At 39.8% G+C, this 19,035-nt stretch carries 9 protein-coding genes and 1 pseudogene; 4 read left to right on the plus strand and 6 right to left on the minus strand.

Annotated elements, in window-relative coordinates; translation table 11 throughout:
• Positions 1-69: 69 nt before the first annotated feature.
• From LVD15_RS23910 to LVD15_RS23930, 5 genes and pseudogenes are all read right to left on the minus strand, one after another.
• Positions 70-7,911, minus strand: coding sequence for an NIDO-like domain-containing protein (locus LVD15_RS23910; protein ID WP_233777698.1), 7,842 nt, complete (start codon positions 7,909-7,911; stop codon positions 70-72).
• A 454-nt stretch (positions 7,912-8,365) separates the two neighbouring features.
• The gene (locus LVD15_RS23915) at positions 8,366-8,962 is read right to left on the minus strand and encodes a tetratricopeptide repeat protein (protein WP_233777699.1); all 597 of its coding nucleotides are present in this window, start codon (positions 8,960-8,962) and stop codon (positions 8,366-8,368) included.
• Between the two features lie 76 nt (positions 8,963-9,038).
• Positions 9,039-9,797, minus strand: coding sequence for an alpha/beta hydrolase (locus LVD15_RS23920; protein WP_233777700.1), 759 nt, complete (start codon positions 9,795-9,797; stop codon positions 9,039-9,041).
• Positions 9,798-9,834: 37 nt separating this feature from the next.
• On the minus strand, positions 9,835-10,650 hold the full coding sequence (locus LVD15_RS23925) for a DUF3108 domain-containing protein (RefSeq protein WP_233777701.1): 816 nt from the start codon (positions 10,648-10,650) through the stop codon (positions 9,835-9,837).
• Between the two features lie 53 nt (positions 10,651-10,703).
• Positions 10,704-11,517, minus strand: a pseudogene (locus LVD15_RS23930) (2,3,4,5-tetrahydropyridine-2,6-dicarboxylate N-succinyltransferase).
• 36 nt (positions 11,518-11,553) lie between these two features.
• Between LVD15_RS23930 and LVD15_RS23935 the strand changes: the two are divergent.
• The 3 genes from LVD15_RS23935 to LVD15_RS23945 all read left to right on the plus strand — a co-directional run bounded on the left by LVD15_RS23935 (position 11,554) and on the right by LVD15_RS23945 (position 15,533).
• Entirely contained in the window at positions 11,554-12,699 is a 1,146-nt protein-coding gene (locus tag LVD15_RS23935; protein WP_233777702.1) for a glycosyltransferase, read from the plus strand.
• 254 nt (positions 12,700-12,953) lie between these two features.
• On the plus strand, positions 12,954-13,619 hold the full coding sequence (locus tag LVD15_RS23940; protein ID WP_233777703.1) for a metal-dependent transcriptional regulator: 666 nt from the start codon (positions 12,954-12,956) through the stop codon (positions 13,617-13,619).
• A 27-nt stretch (positions 13,620-13,646) separates the two neighbouring features.
• Positions 13,647-15,533, plus strand: coding sequence for an Nramp family divalent metal transporter (locus LVD15_RS23945; RefSeq protein ID WP_233777704.1), 1,887 nt, complete (start codon positions 13,647-13,649; stop codon positions 15,531-15,533).
• Between the two features lie 112 nt (positions 15,534-15,645).
• On the opposite strand, the gene LVD15_RS23950 is transcribed toward LVD15_RS23945, so the two are convergent.
• A complete protein-coding gene (locus LVD15_RS23950; protein ID WP_233777705.1) occupies positions 15,646-17,316 on the minus strand; it encodes an OmpA family protein in 1,671 nt (556 codons plus the stop codon).
• A 270-nt stretch (positions 17,317-17,586) separates the two neighbouring features.
• Between LVD15_RS23950 and mnmE the strand changes: the two genes are divergently transcribed.
• The gene (gene mnmE, locus LVD15_RS23955) at positions 17,587-18,966 is read left to right on the plus strand and encodes a tRNA uridine-5-carboxymethylaminomethyl(34) synthesis GTPase MnmE (RefSeq protein ID WP_233777706.1); all 1,380 of its coding nucleotides are present in this window, start codon (positions 17,587-17,589) and stop codon (positions 18,964-18,966) included.
• Positions 18,967-19,035: the final 69 nt, after the last annotated feature.

A 19,035-nucleotide genomic window follows, 5' to 3' on the forward strand; every position in this document is an offset into this window, starting at 1 on the left:
ACTTACAGGAATGGAGCGCATAAAAAAAGCCCGGCAAAAGCCGGGCTTATTAGGTTTAGTTTAAGTTGATTACTGGTTAGATACCGCTAACCTTCTATAAAATACCTGATCGCCAACTTGAATACGATACAGATATAGTCCTTCGCGAAGGCCTTTTCTATCATGCATAACATCATGATCTCCGGCCATTTGCTTTTCGTTTACTATAGTACGAATCATTCTACCATCAGTAGTAAGTATTTGTACGTTTACATCACTAGACTCTGTAAGTGAATAACGAAGTGTAGAGGTTGCATTCATAGGATTAGGATAACTGGTCAAGCCAATTTCATGTCCACTGAAAGCTCCTTCAACACCAGTAACTCTGCCTACTTTAGTAAGGAATGAAGTAGAAGCTACTCCTCCTTTACCATCTAATGCATCTACTGTGATTTGTGATTCACCTGAGTTATGCTTCACTAATATGAGCATATCTTCAGCTATAACTACGGTTACTACGTCTTCATTACTAGAAAGCGCACTGTAAGAAAGGATGTCTCCATCAGGATCTTCAAACATTTCTGACAGGTTGAACACCACTGATTCTAGTTCTGTACTCATATCCTGATCTTCTGTTTGTTTCACCACTACAGGGTTAGCATTTGCTCTTCTTACCCTCACTTCAAACGAAGAACCTACCATAGCCTCATCTTCATCAGAAGCAATAACGCTTACATAGGTAGTACCTCTTTTTAATGGAGTAATGAATAACAATTTACCTTCCACTTCTACATCTACTATTTCAGCATTAATAGCTGTAACAGTATAAGTAAGAGGTTCCATATCAGGATCTGTAATGTAAGCCGAAAGGTCTATTACATCAGTTCCACCACCTACATTGTATCTTTGTACAGGAATTTGATCCACTATCATAGGTGGTCTGTTTACATCAATTACTTCTACAACAAATGAAACGGTAGCTGTTTCCAGAGAATTATCCATAGCTGCTACAGTAAAGGTATAATAACCACTTTGTTCAAAGTCAGGAGCAAATTTCACTACGGCAGAATCTTCTGCTGCGGTAAAGGTAGCATTGAGATACATCTCTTCCAGTGTATATACTAACACCTCTCCATCGTAGTCTTCTGCCTTGAGCGTAACAGATATTTCACCTGATTCATATACTGAAATAGTATCAGCAGGGTATTCTGTAAACTCAGGTAATTGATTAACATGTACCTGTACCGGAATTTGAACCATAGGATTAAATGGATCATTACTAGATATCATAACGCTAGCATAATGATCTCCAGGTCCTGCTTCAGCAGCACTCATGGTTACCTCTATCTGCTCTTCCTCTGCAGGAGCAAGCTCACCAGCCTCAGGAGCAAGTGTAATCCAAGGAGAAACTGACATTAAAGCTCTAACTTTAAAGGCAGCCCCAGGTATATCTACCTCAGCAGGGTTATAGCTAACTCCACCATTGTTACTATACATATACAAGCCTTCTACACCTGCTACACCTTCATTTATTCCTTGAGAGAAGACCATACTAACAGGATAATGGAATACTACCCAGAATACTTCACCTTCATCAAATGATTGAGGAGCATCCAATGTAATCAGAGCAAATTCACCATCAGTAGTACCACCAGTGATCTCTTGAGAAGCGACAAGCTCCCCAAAAACGGGGCTGTCACCACCAGCATATACTTCCATCACTACAGGATCTGTGCTACCTTCAGTTCTAAAGAAGTTCCTCACATGAGTAAGGGTAAATCCTGAAGATGGCGCTTCGAACTTGGTAGCTGAAGCAAAAGGTATTGTTGTATCAGGAATACCTACAAAATCATCAGCAGTAGATCCAGGATCATAAGCTATTGAATCTGAAAAGTTAATTCCATCATCTGACATTTTCTTCACTGATATTACAGGCTCAGCATTTGCCATACCCATAGGGGCCTCAGAAGCAGTGATGTGCGCATATTCAGGTACTTCAGCAAAGCTACTGGCGCTAGCACCAAGGCTATATTGTACCGTAGCATCATAGGTAAGCAAGCTACCTCCACTATTGGCAACAGTAACAAACTCAGAAGCTACTTCATCACTTTTTAACTCTACATATATAGAATCTCCCGGTACATAAGCTGTAAATACTGGCGGAGCTACTCCTTCTCCCAATAAGGTTACTGTGTATGTACTATCAGATTCACTATCACTGTAGAATACCAGACTAGCACTATACTCAATTAATGAATCAGGCATAAAGGTTACGCTTAGCGTTAATTCATCATCTGGATCTAATGTAAATGGAGAACCATCTTCCAACATAAAGCCGGAACCATCAATAAATAATGAATCTACTGTTAGCACTTTAGAACCAGGATTAGAAACAGTCACATCCAATGTTTTACTGAAAACAGAATCTTCATGAACATAAACCTCTTCAAAATCCAGTGTATCAGGAAGAGCCACTATTTCTGGCATACCTTGTACTGTAAGTGTTACAGGAATGTAAACTTCTGGAGTTTCAGGATCATTACTACTAATGATTACATCATCTTCATAAACACCATCATTAAGATCAGAAGCATCTAAAGTAACGGCTACTGTCACCATTTCTCCTGGTGCTACTTTGCCCATTACTGGTGGCTCAAATAACATAACAAGCTCATCTTCTAAATATTCAGTATTAAAAGCTACCTGAGCTCCATCAGTACCTGTAGCGTTTTCAATACCTATAGTTGATTGATCCAGGAAATTAGCACTTTCTACATCAGCATATTGCAGCTTGATATCGCCATTTTCATAAACGATCATCTGGAAAGTAACTGTTCCTTCTGAAGTTGAACCATAGCGAGCTACATCAGTAAACTGAACGATAAACATATCATCAAAAGACTCATATACCACTGTTCCTGAAATAGCTCCAGGCTCAAGGTCATCCCAAAAACCAGCTATAAGGTTATTTGTAGTATTTGCTGTTGGTATCTGAGAGTTAGTAATAGTACTGCCAAGTTCAGAAAAACTCAAGAGTCCATTAGCTGACACCCATACAGAATCATAGCTATTTCCATAGAAAGAAAAGTCAAATCCAATAGGCACTTTAACCTCTCCATCAGCAAATGACTCTGAACCAATTTCTGCTGTAATATCTGTTCCTGAAGTTGAGATGTCAGTCCACTCATAACCAGGACCACCATTTTTATTATCAGACCAGGTATAACCGAAACTTTCATCAGATCCCGCGCTACTTCTTACAGGGTGTCCTACTCGTGTATCTTCATCTCCTTTGCCCAAATAAAGATCTCCAAAATCAATAACAGGTGCATTAGCGGCTAGCTGTACTACTTCAGTTTTAAACCAATAAGTACCTGCCAGAGAATAAATCAAATCATAACCCCCAGTATTTTCTATAGTGATGGTATCATAAGCCATTTCACCTGCCTCTACTGTGGCGGCTATAGAGTCTGGCGACACCACTATTTCCGGTGGAATAACTCCTACCCCGGATAACTGTACCGTCCACATACCATTACCTTCAGAATCATCACTACTGATCATTACCTCATCAGTAAATAATCCTTCAGATTCTGGAGCGAATGTAACCGGCACGCTAATACCTCTACCTGGCTCTATTGATACCGGTGCATCAAATTCCACCTCAAAGGCAGAGCTACTGTTAGTTACACTAGATACTTCCAGCACTTTAGAACCTACATTGGTAACAGATATTGAAGCTTGCTGAGTATTTCCAATAAATAAACTATCAAACTCGATTGAATCGGGCTCTACATCAATTACAGGATAACCAATTACAGTAAGTTCAAAAGGCACTTCCACCTCTGGGTTGAAGGGATCATTACTAGCCACTAATAAGCTGTTAGAATAAACTCCATCATAAAGATCAGCTGCATTTAATGTTACTTCTACGCTAACAGAAGAGTTTACAGGCACTACCCCTCCTAATGGATCTGCATCAGTAATAAACTGAGGCTGAGGAGGCATGATAGATACTGCCAGGCTGTCTTTCACATAAGCATTGTTAAATACAACTTGCAAGCCATCAGTAGCATCAGCATTTTCAATTCCTACAGTGGCACTTTCACTATCATCTAGCGTACTCATGCTTTTATAGAAGAAATTAATGCTTCCATTACTGTAAAGTACCACCTGGAAGGTAGCTGTACCAGTAGAAGCATAGTTTCCTACTTCCTCATACTGCACAATTAGTCTACCTGGTTTTACTTCATAATACATATAACCTCTTTCAGAAAAAGGACGTAAATCATCCCAGAAAGGAGCTATAAAATCATCTGGATCATCTGCACCAGGAATCTGATCATTAGTATAATCTGATCCGTCAGTTCCAAAGGTCAGATAACCGTTAGAGCTTATTAGTACACTTGTCTTTTCTTCACCATAGAATTCAAAAGGAAATGGTAATTCTATTTCAGTATATCCATCATCACTACTCTCATTGATTTCAGTACCTGTAGAAGCAATATCATCCCAGGCGAACAGCGGACCACCTGCCTCATCGCTATCGATCCATCGGTAACCAAAGTCAAGGTCTTCACCAGCACCTAATAATACCGGATGACCTTTTCTGGTATCCAACTGATCTTTACTGGTAAGTTCTATTGTTTCTATTTTGGAAGTATTGTTTTTCTCAATACTTGGGTCTGCCAACAATCTTTCTACTGCCAACTCAGGGAAGCTGAAAGTAAGTGGGTAGTTGCCATAGTTAGTTATCTCAATAGTTTGAGTAGTACTATCTCCTGCATCTAAGGTCGCAGTCACTACCTCCTCTGGAGTAACACCAATAATTGGAGGTGATGTACCCACTCCTACCAATGGTATCTCTAAAGAGCTTAATGAAGGATCATTACTGGTAATATTTAAAGTTCCATTGATATTACCGGCATAGGCAGGGCTAAATGTAACCAACAAAGTACCTTCCTCTCCAGGAGCCAATGATAAAGATGATGGCTCTACATCAAAAGCAAAACCTTCAACAGAAATATCAGTAAGCTCCAGGTCTCCAAGACCATTATTAACTATACTTATTGGTAGTTCTTCAGTGTTACCCACGAATACGCTTCCAAACTCAAGGAACTGTACATCTGTAACTAAATCAGGAACCTGACCAAATACTGTAACACTCGCAGGGATACTGGCATTAGCATTAGCAGGATCATTATTTTCAGCAATAATACTTACTCCATACTCACCATTACCTACTGTAGAAGCATCAAAAGTGATTTCTACATCTTCTGATTCTCCAGGAGCAATAGTACCTGTAACAGGATCAAAAGTAATCCAGTTAACACCAAAGCCTGAAGCACTAAGCGCTCTTACCTTTAAGGTATAAGGAAGATCACTAAAGCTTGATCCACCATCTGCACTATAGAAGAATGTATTCGATCTTGGAGTTACATCAGTATCAAATCCTTGAGGATAAGAAACTCCTGAAGGGAATTTAGCTACCACCCAGAATACCTCTCCTTCATAGAAAGTCTGAGGCACTTCCAATGGAATAGTAAAATATTCACCTTCTTCACTAGCAAGGTTTACTTCCTGAGAAAGGAGTAATTCCATCGATCCTAAATTTTCTCCTGAGTAAATTTCCAGAATGGTAGTAGGATCAGCCAATGTTTCTGTTCTGAAGAAGTTCTTAACGTGGGTAAGTGTGAAAACTGATTGTTCCACATCAAAACGCACAGCACTGCTAAAGGCAGCACCACTGGTAAGTCCTACAAAATCTTCAGCAACATTATCAGGCTCATCATAAGCTATAGAATCAATAGCATCTATAGCATCAGCATAAGGCTGATATTCAGATGTTCTGGATACACCAGCGGCTTTAGGACTTACTCCTTCAGAGCTGTTACCCACACCATACTGTTGCATATTAATTCTATTCAGCCCATCTCCAGGATAAAGCTTAGAGGTAAAAGACTGGCTTTGACTTACGATAGCCGCTGACATGGCATATTCTAAATTAGCACCATCACCTTCATTACTCAAAGTGATGCTAGCTGTAGCTACAGGATTACGCATCACATCAATATCAATATCTAAAGAGTCTGGTACTATAGAAATAACAGGAGCATTTTCGGTAGTGCCAGTTGCTATATTTGATAGCTCTGACAGGTTTCCGAAAAAGTCTGCTGACTTAATAGCAAAATAGAAAGTAGAGCTGGCATTTAAACCTTCCACTTCAAACTCTTCTGAAGTACCTGCAGCACCTGGAGTAGGCTCATCTCCTACTTGTGTAGCACTGCTAAAGTTCTCTTCAGTAATTGGCTCTGTTGAATATCTTATATCATAAAGACTGGCCGAACCATTACCAGGATCAGAAGGAGCTGTCCAGGTAAGTGTGATTGAATTTTGATAAACATCAGTAACCGCCAAATCATCAATAGCCTCTGGCGAAGTACCATCATCTTCCTGAAGTGCACTGAAAGCATTTAAGCGCCCAGTACCAAACCCTGGTGGTAGATTAGGTAGTTCATCAGTAGTTTCTACTAATCGGCTCCAGACTTGCTCCGGTGTAATATTACCTGCAAACTTAGATACGATCAGAGCAGCCACACCACTCACATGAGGGCAAGCCATAGAAGTACCTGTAGCTGACCCGTATTGATTATTAGGAAATGAACTATAAACATTCACTGCAGGAGCTGCCATTTCTACCCAGTCTCCTCGGTTAGAACCTACATATTGATTATCATTATGGTCTGTACCGGCTACAGCTAATACAGGCTCATAATAACCAGGATACCACTCTCCGTCTACGCCATCATTACCAGCTGCGAAAATCACGATTCCTCCCTGCATAGGGCCATAAGGATCACCATTTTCATCATAACCAGCTTCTGCTATGAAGTAATCTATAGCATCAAGTACAGATTGTTCAAAATCACCAGGATTAATATATCCCCAGCTGTTTTGTGCTATTACAGCTCCGTTATCAGCAGCATATATAAAGGCTTCATCAAAGCCCCCATTGGTAGTAACACCAAAAGTGGTACAACTCATTAGCCTAACACCATCATCGGCACCAGTACCACCAGCTATACCGGCAACACCAATACCATTATTAGTTTCTGCCGCTATGGTTCCGCCTACGTGAGTACCATGTGAATCACCAGGGATCTCACCTGTACCATCAGCGAAGTTATATCCATAAACATCATCAACATAACCGTTATTATCATCATCAATACCATTGCCGGGAATCTCATCTGGGTTGTTCCACATATTTCCGGCTAAATCTTGATGATCAACGTCTACACCACCATCAATTACAGCCACTATTACATCACTACTACCCGTTTCAAGACCCCAAGCCTGATATAAGCTAATATCTGCCCCTGGGGTACCTCCGGTTTGTCCGGTGTTGTTATAGTGCCACTGTAAACTTAGTTGTGGATCATCAGCCAACGTATCTAAGACATTCACCTTAGAGGGCTTCATTGACTCTTCTTCATAACTACGTTTCTTTTCTAAATAAACCTCAGCCACCTGCACTTCTGAAAGCTGTGCATAGGCACTTCTAAGAGATTCAATAGATTTACTAGTAGTGGAAGACTTAGGATATGATATTTCATACCATAGATGTAAATCATATTTACGGTGCTTTGCTTCATACTTACCTGCATGAGCAAAAACTCTCTTCATGGATACAATCTTACTTTTTTCGTTCAAAGCATCCATTGAAGGGAACCCAGTTACTATATATCCTTTACTCGATTTATTTAAACTGGACTTTTCGATCCTGGCCGCTGCTTGCTCGGTCAGTTTCAAACGTAGGGTACTACTTTTAGGGTCAGATTGCGCCGCAAGCAGAAAAGGAAGCAGCATAAACCCTACTAAAAACAGCCATTGCCTATACAGCATGACTCTATCTATATAGATGTTTTTCATTTAGTTGGTTTTAGATTGGTTAATACACCTGCATAGCGGTATCAGGCCACAAAAAGAAGCGGCGAATAGAGTTGGTATGTAGGGTAATAACCAGTTTGTTAGAAATTAGGTTGAAAACTCACCCGGTCTGATAATGAACTAATCTAAATGGTTTGAAAATGTGATAGGGAAGGATTCCCAAAGATGTGAAAAAATGATCAGTCTATTTCAGCTTCCGAGCTTGATACGACTTCCAAGCTAAGTAAAACCGAAAATGACAATTAGGTGGCGAAGGTTGAAATAGGGAAATTTTATTTCCATAAATCCAATATAATAGATCAATTATTCTATACCTAATTATTTTTAGCAAAATTTATTCTGGAATTTAAACTATTCTCATAATAATTTAAATTTCAGATCATAAAAAAAGCCCTCTCGCTATCGAGAGGGCTTTCATTAGTAATTTTACAGCAAATTAATTGCAATATTTTTTCAAAACTTGATCTGCATTAGAAGCACCTAGCGATTTGGCCATTTTAAAATCTGAACAAGCCTGACTACGTCTTTTTTTATAGATATTAAGCAGTCCTCTGGAAAGGTAAGCATCAGCATATTGTTTATTAACACTAATAGCATCATTATACGCTGTCAAGGCCTGATCTAACTCCCCTAGCTTTTGGAAAGCCTTCCCTTTTAAGGTATAAGCTGCCTCATTACTCTCATCATACTTTAATGTTTTATCTACATAGAAAACTGTGTTTTCATAATCATGCTGTCTATAATAAAAATCACTGGCTAAGCTTAAATAAGCATTAGCATTTAGAGGATCTTCGCTAAGCACTTTTTTAAAGTCTTCTACTGCCTTTTCACTTTGTCCCAGCTCTTCATAGGCTCTGCCTCTGTTATATAATGACTTTACATGAGCTGGCTCTAATTTCAGGTATTCGGTGTAAGCCTCCACCGCTTTGGCGTAGTCTCCCTTTTTAAAATATTTATCTCCTAACTCCGATCTTTCGTCTTTACAGCTAAAAATAAAAAGAGTTAATAGTACTACTATAAATGTTTTCTGCATAGTTAAAAAGTTATAAAAATAGGTATTGAAAGTACGCTTATTTACATGTAATAGGGCAAAGGTAAGAATAAAATCATCAAATTGATTTCAAAAATCCTGATAGTGCCATCCAATATTCGTCAGAATCGGCGTATTCGCTCCACAACGCTTTGGCTCCATGATTACCCGCTGTTTCTGGCAGGTAATACTGCTTTTCTTCAGAAGGAATAGACACATACATGCCCCACCAATTGTTCTTTTCACTGCGGGCAGAAGTTACAAATACCGGCTGTGTTACACGGGAGGCTCCTGATGTAATATAATCACGGCCTACCCCCTGAGATGAAAAGTACTCGCCAGGTGAGAAAGCTATGACAGCATCTACTTTATCAGACATCTCCCCTGCCAGCTTTAAGGCAAGTGATGATGAATAAGAGCTGCCCCATACAATTAGCTTACCTTTAGTAAGGCGCGAGCTACCATATTTAACAGCCGCCTGCATATCCTGATAGGCGTCTACATAACGAGTATTTTTGGAAGCTTTAAGGGCATTGATATTAGTTTCATTCTGCACATCATTAACAGCTCCCCCTGAGCGCAGGTCTACAGCCAGACAGCTATACCCCAAAGCATTGAGCTTGGGAGCTATCTCCAGATACTCCCCTCGGCTCCAACCTGCCTGATGAAACAAAATGATAAGCGGTGAGGTGCTTTTTCTCACAAAGTAAAAATCAGCTGACATTTCCACCCCATCTGAAGATTTGAAATGTAACAGCTCTTTTTTCACTCCTACCGATTGATTGTAGTTAAAGACCAACTGTGACCACAAGATCAACGATAGTGTTAAAGAATACATGAAGTAAGTTTCGGTTTGATATAATTTTCAGTTTTGGTTAATCCAATTTATTAAGGTCGTTTCTTAAGTTTTTATAATCGCTAAGTTCTAATCCGGTACTACCAATAAACATCTTGGCTTCTATCTTCAAAGGAATTTTGTTTTTATCGTCAGAAATCCACACTAGTATGGAATCTTCTCCATCAAATAGTTTATTATCTGGCATAATAGGAACTAGCTTAATAGCTTTAAACTTGCCTGCCTTAGTCTTAATTTTATCTGTTCCTTTATATACTACATCCAGCTCATAGAAGGTATCTTCAAAAAATCCGCTTAAGGTAAACTCATCCCCTTTCTTCATTTTTGAGAAGTCCATTGTTCTCAGGTACAGGTACCCAGCCAGCATGTCTCTAATATCTTCAGGGGCGTAATAGTAATTAGGCTCTTTGTACTCACCTGTCTTTTTGTCTTTCACCTTGGCCTCTATTTGGTTAGAGCGGTGATCAAACCTAATTACTTCATTTTTGCGGTAATTGCCCTCTTTAATGTTTCGGTAGGAAATATGGGGCACTAATGCAGCAGAATCTACATATGCTCCCCAGTGGTCATCTACTTTGGCTACCCAGTCTACCATACCAGTGGTTTTACCATAAACATCTATTTTATAGCAATCCCTATGATTTACCCGGTAGAAGTTGTCTTGTATAACCATTTCTGCTTCACCAACAGAGAAAATCCCAAAATTAATTTTATAAGTAAGTTGCTCTCCCTTATAAAAACTGTCATTAGGAACGTCGGTATAAACACCTTCATCTCCTATAGTAAAAGCAGAAAAGGTCACAAATATTATAACGAGTTGTAATAAGTTCTTCATGGCATATAATTATTCGTTTATACAATACAAACGAACAAAGTAAGTGCCAGACTCTATACGACTACATTATTTTCTCTTAATGCATCATTTAAAGAAGTCTTTTTATCGGTACTTTCTTTTCTTTTACCGATGATTAAGGCGCAAGGTACCTGAAATTCTCCTGCTGGAAATTTCTTAGTATAAGACCCTGGTATTACCACTGATCTTGCCGGTACATGGCCCTTCATCTCTACTGGCTCACTACCTGTTACGTCTATAATTTTAGAACTGCCTGTAAGCACTACATTAGCACCCAGCACAGCCTCTTTACCTACATGCACTCCTTCTACTACAATACATCTTGAACCTACAAAGGCATTATCTTCTATAATAACCGGAGCGGCCTGCACTGGCTCCAATACTCCACCAATACCTACACCACCAGATAAGTGAACATTTTTACCTATCTGTGCACAGCTACCTACTGTAGCCCAGGTATCAACCATAGTACCTTCATCTACATAAGCACCAATGTTTACGTAAGAAGGCATCATTACTACTCCTTTGCTTAAGAATGAACCGTAACGAGCAACAGCATGAGGTACTACTCTAACGCCCAACTTCTCATAATTATTTTTAAGCTTTATCTTATCATGAAACTCAAAAGGTCCAACCTCAATGGTCTGCATTTTCATGAGTGGAAAATATAAGATCACAGCCTTCTTAATCCAGTCGTTAACTATCCACTCGGAGCCATTGAACTCTGCCACTCTTTTTGGTTCCGGCATCCAACTCACCAACAATAGTTTTAACAGCTATTTGAACATCTTTTTCCTTTAACAACGACCGATCCTCCCAGGCGTTTTCTACAATTTCTTTTAAATCCATTAACAATTATTAATTAATCTATTATCATTACCTCTGATGAAAAAACACAAACTTGTCATCGGCTCTGTACTCAAACCTGTGGATGACACCAGAATGTATGAAAAGTTTGGCCTTTCATTAGACCAAACAACTAAATATGATATTAATATCATAGGGTTTTACACAAAAAAACTTCCAAAAGGATCAAATATCAATTTTCATCCTATTTTTCGCTTCCACAGACTCAGCCCCAGCAGGCTGCTTGCGCCTTCTAAATTCCTTAAAAAACTCATTGAACTAAAGCCTGAAATTGTCATAGTTAATTCTCATGAATTACTGACTGTTACCTCTCTTTACAAAATTTTATTTGGCGCAAAAATCATCTATGATGTAAGAGAAAACTACTTCAGAAATTTACTTTTTACAGCTACTTTTCCTCTGCCTTTCAGACCCTTTTTAGCAGGCTATGTCAGAGCAAAAGAATACCTCTCCACCCTTCTTTTTGACCACTACATTTTAGCCGAAAAACAGTACGCTGAAGAGTTCAGTTTTAGTCAAAAAAAACACACCATAATTGAGAACAAATACCTGCCTCATCCACACTTTGAAAGTCCCAAAATCAGAGAGAAAAAATCATTAAAAAACAGTGAAAAAATAAGGCTGATTTTTTCAGGAACTATCGCTGAAAGCACCGGTGTTTTTGAAGCCATTTCATTAGCTAAAAAGCTTCATCTTTTAGACCCCAAAATCCGATTAAAAATTGTTGGTTTTTGCTCACTTCCCGAGACGCTAAAACGAGTAAAAATGGAAGTAGAAAATCACCATTTCATCTCTCTAAAAGGAGGAGATAAACTCGTCTCTCATCAGACTATTTTGAGTCATATTCAAGAGGCCGATTTTGGCATAATCTGCTACCCACATAACAAGAGTACCATCAACTCTATGCCTACCAAATTGTATGAATATTTAGGCAGCCACTTACCTATCATTTTACAAAATCATGACAGATGGGTGCAGCTCTGCCAGCAGTATAATGCCGGGATTACCATTGACTTTGATGAGGTAAATCCGGAAGAGCTACTCTCAAAAATGAAGCAGACAGAAAATTTCTATTCTACCACTCCGGGAGAAGAAATACTATGGCATTCTGAGGAAAATAAACTTACAAATCTTATTGACCTAACTATCAATAACAATCTATAATTCAGATATTTAATCAACTTTATTTAACTCGATAATTTAATATCGATTTTCATCCTAAAATCCCTCTTTACTGCCATTACCGCCCCCATCTCTCAAGGAAATCACTAAAAATTAGCGTTAAATTCATTTTTAGACTAATCTAAAAATATTCAAAATCAGGGAATTTGAGCGATAAAAATAGATTTATGAAAATATTTAATTTGAACTTAAAATATTTTTTAGATTCACCTAAATCAGTATATTTGCTATGAAATATGGAATTAGTACTAAGTTTTACAGAAGAAAATTACCTCAAGGAGATATACCATTTATTCAAGGAAAGCGGCACCCCTGTCTCCACTAATGCTATAGCAGAAGTGATGAATACCAAGGCGGCTTCGGTCACTGACATGATTAAAAAACTATCCGCTAAAGAAGTGGTGAGTTACCAAAGATATCGCGGAGTGAAGATCTCCGAAAAGGGACAAAAGGCCGCACTGCAGGTGATCAGAAAACACCGACTTTGGGAAGCTTTTTTGGTAGACAAATTGAAGTTCAATTGGGACGAAGTTCATGACGTGGCGGAGCAGCTGGAGCACATCAAATCTCCCCTACTCATAAAGCGTCTGGATGAGTTTCTGGGCTACCCAAAATACGACCCTCACGGGGACCCGATTCCTGATGAAAATGGAGAGTTTAAAGCCAAGCCTCAGATGCCACTTTCTGCAGTGAAAAATGGAGCCGAAGGCATAGTAGTTTCTGTGAAAGATGCGAGTGCTTCTTTCCTACAATATGTAGACAAAATGGGCATCTACATCGGGGCCAAAATGAGGGTGGTAGAGAAGATAGAATTTGATGGTTCTTTAGAAATTTTAATTGACAACAAAAGGACAGTTTTTATCTCCAAAGAGGTGTCCGAAAATATTTGGATTACGGAATAAATTATGATCTCAGACAAGCACGATTTAATGAAGTCTTTAGGGGATGCAAATGCCTCTATCAACGCCTCCAATAAAAAGGGATTTTGGAAAAAACTTTTTGCCTTTTTAGGCCCGGCCTATCTGGTAAGTGTAGGCTACATGGACCCCGGCAACTGGGCCACTGACCTAGCCGGAGGAAGTGAGTTTGGCTACACTCTTATTTGGGTATTATTGATGTCTAACCTGATGGCCATTTTGCTTCAAAGTTTGAGCGCCCGGCTAGGCTTGGTTCGTAAGATGGACCTGGCTCAGGCATCGCGAGCGACCTACCCTCCTTTCGTAAATTTCTGCCTTTACATCTTAGCAGAAATAGCCATTGCTGCCACCGACTTGGCAGAGGTACTAGGTATGGCCATAGGGCTCCAACTTCTCTTTGGTCTACCCCTACTTTGGGGGGTAAGTCTTACCGTGGCAGACACCTTTCTCTTTCTGATATTGCAGACCTATGGCATGCGTAAAATGGAAGCCTTTATCATTTCTCTGGTAGCCATCATTGGCGGGGCCTTCCTCATAGAAATGGTATTCGCCAAGCCAGACATGGGTGAGCTAGCACAAGGCTTCATTCCTACCATTCCTAATCACAGTGCGCTTTACATTGCTATCGGTATTATTGGTGCTACCGTAATGCCTCACAACCTCTACTTGCACTCCTCTCTTGTGCAGACCAGAAAGATCAACCCTTCACCGAAAGGGATATGGGCCGCCATCCGATTTAACATTATAGACTCCGCTGTAGCTTTGAACCTGGCCTTCTTTGTAAATGCAGCCATATTAGTGCTGGCCGCAGCCACTTTTCATAAAAATGGCATGTACGATATTGCGGAGATACAAGATGCCCATAAGCTGCTAACTCCTATGCTCGGCTCTAAGTGGGCAGCCATCTTATTTGCTGTAGCACTTATAGCTGCAGGACAAAGCTCCACCATAACCGGAACACTGGCAGGACAGATAGTTATGGAAGGCTACTTACACTTAAGAATACAACCATGGCTGAGACGGCTTTTAACACGCCTTATAGCCATTGTTCCTGCTTTCCTGGTCATCTATATCTATGGAGAAAAAGAAACCGGAAAAATGCTTATTTTTAGCCAAGTGTTACTTAGCTTGCAGCTGGGCTTTGCCGTGATCCCTCTGATACACTTTGTATCGGATAAAAAGAAGATGGGGGAGTTTGCCATTAAACTATGGGTAAAAATTGCCGCATGGATCATAGCAGCCGTGGTGGTGGTGCTCAATGTAAAACTGGTAGTAGATGAAATGAAAAACTGGATGATAGAGTCTGAAGGTAATTCTTACATCTTATGGCTTACGGTGGTACCTCTGGCACTGGCCATCATGTCATTATTACTTTACATTACCTTTAAACCACTAATGACTTCTAAAATAACCCCTAAAACAAAAACACCGCACGGAGCATATCTTCCTATCGATTTCCATGAAGAACGAGAATATAAAAGGATAGCCATAGCGGTAGACTTTTCTGACATAGATAATAAAACTATCAACAGCGCCTTATCTCAAGGTGGACACAAAGCAGAGTACAGCTTAATCCACATTGTAGAGTCAGCCGGAGCATTTGTGATGGGCAGCGAAATACATGACCTGGAATCTACCCAAGATGCCCTGTATCTTAACAAATACGTGCAGCAGATGACTGAGAAAGGCTATAAAGTAAAACCTCAACTAGGCTTCGGTAACCCGAAACGAACTATTCCCAAACTAGTAAAACATTTTAATGCCGACCTTTTAGTGATGGGCTCTCATGGCCATGGCTGGTTTATGGATATATTATTCGGAACCACAGTGAGCGGCGTAAGGCATAAGTTAAAAATACCGCTGTTTATTGTAAAAGAAGAAGAATTAGAAAATGTATAAAAGAAATGGGGCGCCTCAGCAATGAAAGCGCCCCATTTTTATTTTATTTCTGTTTTATTAAAATCATTCCCGAGTTACTATACTCACATCGGCCCTACGGTTTTCTTCAGGATCAGCCCCAGCCTCTGACTTTACCGCACCAAACCCCTGAGCTATGATTCGCTCTTCCGGAATACCATTGGCCACAAAATAATCCAGTACTATCAATGCCCTTTTTTTGCGAAAGCTTAAGATTATACCTAGGATTACCATCAGCACTGGCAAAGCCTGAGATATTGATATCTAAAAGCTCGTATTTATTAAGCAAATTAATAATACTATCCAACTCCTCCCTATGCTCCTCATGAATGGCACTTTGGGCTGTATTGAAATAAATACGATGAGCATGATCCATCAATTTCATTTCATGATCCTCAAAATCAGCTTCTTCCGAAAGCACCTGACCATTCGCTGCTGCTGTTGCTACACCCCCACCTCCTTCATGCACACGATTTATTGTTTCCGCATTTTGAGCTATCAATTCATAGCCAGTTGGCCTGTCTTTATTAGAGCCGTGATACTTCACCCTAAAAATATCAGTATAACCTAAACCCCCTTCTCTTACTGACGAATAATACCCTACTCTACCATCTTCTGAAGCTCTGAAATAAATCTCATCATCGGGTGTGTTTACCGGGAACCCCAGGTTTTCCGGCTCAGACCATTCTCCTGACAAACTATCATAAACAGATTTGAAAATATCATAACCTCCATATCCCTTATGACCTGAGCTACTGAAATACAAGGTTTTACCATCATAAGCCAGAAATGGACTTTCCTCATCATAAGGTGTATTGATAGTAGTACCCAGACTTTTTGATTTATACCAATTGCCTTTATCATCTTTTATGCACATATAAATATCAATACCTCCCTCACCACCAGGCCTGTCACTGGTATAAAAAATCACATCTGATGACGATGTTTCCGTAATAGAGCTTTCGGAATAGATAGAAGAATTCACCTTGTTAGTTAGGTATTCTGATTCGGTCCACTCACCATTTTCATAATCACTATAATAGATATCTCCCGCATTAATGTCCTTGTAAAGATATAGTCGATTACCATCGGCCGATAGAGAAATATTAGCATCATGATACTCTGTATTGATAGGCGCTCCGATATTCTCAGCCTCCGTCCACTTGCCTCCTACTTTTCTTGATATAAATATATCTTCATAATAAAAGTTATCCTTATCTACATCAGGGCTGGTGTTATCTTCCTGCCTACGAGAGGTAAAAATCATAACGGTCTGATCCTTATTAAGCACAGGAGCATAGTCTGGCCACACTGAATTTATACCTGGCTCCAGCACCTCCACAGAATATCGCGCTGGCTGGCTGATGATTTCCTTACCATTTTTACACTCTTCAATCCTTCTTTTTACATCTTCTGGCAAAACGCGGTCACGACCACGGTAATGGAGATCATGCAACACTTTATGCTGATACCTTTCATAACATTCAATGGCCATATCAAAATCTAACCCATGATGATACGCCCGACCTATCTGATACCACAAATCATATCGATAAGAAGGTCTCTGCTGCTCTACCCTAAGAAAATATTTAAGTGACAAATCTTTATCTATAGTCTCCAGGTACAGCTGACCGGCCATCCAATTAGCCTTTACATTATAAGGGTCAAGCTCAGCTGCTTTTATGTACAGCTCCTTAGCCACCTCTATAGCCTCTTTTTGCTGACTGTAAATTTGATCTGCCTGCTGTAGGTATTCAGCCGCCATTGACACGGAGTCTTGTTGGGCTTTTACAGGAAATGAAAACAAAAGACAACAGGCTAAAAAATAATACGAATATTTCACCAAATGATCAGGTTCGTTTAAAAAATAACTTTTCACAAACCTGAAATATAACGGCTTCCTTAGAGGATATCAAAATTAAATCTGCCAACCAACATAAATCCACTATAGGTAACCATATCAAGAAACTACCTCTGCTTTCGTTTTTCAGTTATATATAATAAGTACATTTGCAGTTCACTAAACAGAGAAGATTTGAGTCAGCATATAGGATCCACCGAAGATACCATTGTAGCCCTTTCTACCGCTCCAGGCGTAGGCGCCATAGCCGTTATCAGATTATCTGGCGATGATGCCATTAAGATCTGCAACAGTGTATTTAAAGGCAAAGACCTGGAACAGCAACCTACCCACACCTTACATTTCGGCACCATACGCGATAGAGAAAAGGTGATAGATGAAGTGGTAGTTTCTCTGTTTGTTGGCCCCAAATCATTCACTAAAGAAAATGTGGTGGAGATCAGCTGCCACGGCTCCCCTTTTATAGTAAAGCAAATTATAAAAGTGTTGCTTGCTGCAGGCTCCAGACTGGCATTACCGGGTGAGTTTACCAAACGCGCTTTCCTTAATGGTCAGTTTGATTTGGCTCAGGCCGAAGCGGTGGCAGATCTTATCAATTCAGATTCGGCTGCTTCTCATGAAGCAGCTCTTAACCAAATGCGTGGAGGTTTCTCTGAGCAGATTCGTCAGCTAAGGGAAGAGTTGATCCACTTTGCCTCTATGATAGAGCTGGAGTTAGACTTTGGTGAGGAAGATGTAGAGTTTGCCGATAGAGATGATTTAAAACAGCTGATCAACAACCTACTCAAAGTGATTAATGCGCTGATCGAAAGCTTTGATTTGGGTAATGTGATTAAAAATGGAGTACCTACCGTGATAGCAGGCAAGCCTAATGCAGGTAAATCAACATTGCTCAATGCTTTGTTAAATGAAGAAAGAGCAATAGTATCTGACATAGCCGGAACTACCCGTGATGTTATTGAAGATGAAATCAATCTGGGCGGTATCACTTTTAGGTTTATTGACACGGCCGGAATTAGAGAGACAGAAGACACCATAGAAAAAATTGGAGTTGAGCGCACACAAGCTCAAATGAAAAAGGCCTCTCTTATTATATATATGATTGACCTGGCCAATGACAATGTTGTAGACTTCAACCGCGACATCAACAAGCTGGAGAATATGGGTATTCCGTTTATAGTGGTGGGCAACAAAATTGACAAGGCTCAGCCAGAACTAAAATCAGCTGTGGAAGGTGTAAAGGGATCCATACTTATAGCCGCCAACACAAAAGAGAACCTGGACGCTTTGAAAGATAGAATTTTGGAAGAGGTTAATCTTGATAACTTCAAGTCTGGCAACACCATAGTAACTAACATTCGTCACTATGACAATCTACTTAAAACCAAGAATGCCCTACAAGATGTCCTCAACGGCCTCGGCAACAACATCACTGGCGACTTTTTAGCCATGGACATCAGGCAGTCATTACATTATTTAGGAGAGATCACTGGTGAGATTACTACAGATGATTTGTTGGCGAATATCTTTAGTAAGTTTTGTATTGGGAAATAGGATATCCTTCTTCATTAACTCTTTCAATTGCCTTTAATATGTGCTCCTTTGTGATACCCTCGAATACAT

The organism is Fulvivirga maritima (assembly GCF_021389955.1).
In the GTDB taxonomy this organism is placed as follows: Bacteria; Bacteroidota; Bacteroidia; order Cytophagales; family Cyclobacteriaceae; genus Fulvivirga; species Fulvivirga maritima.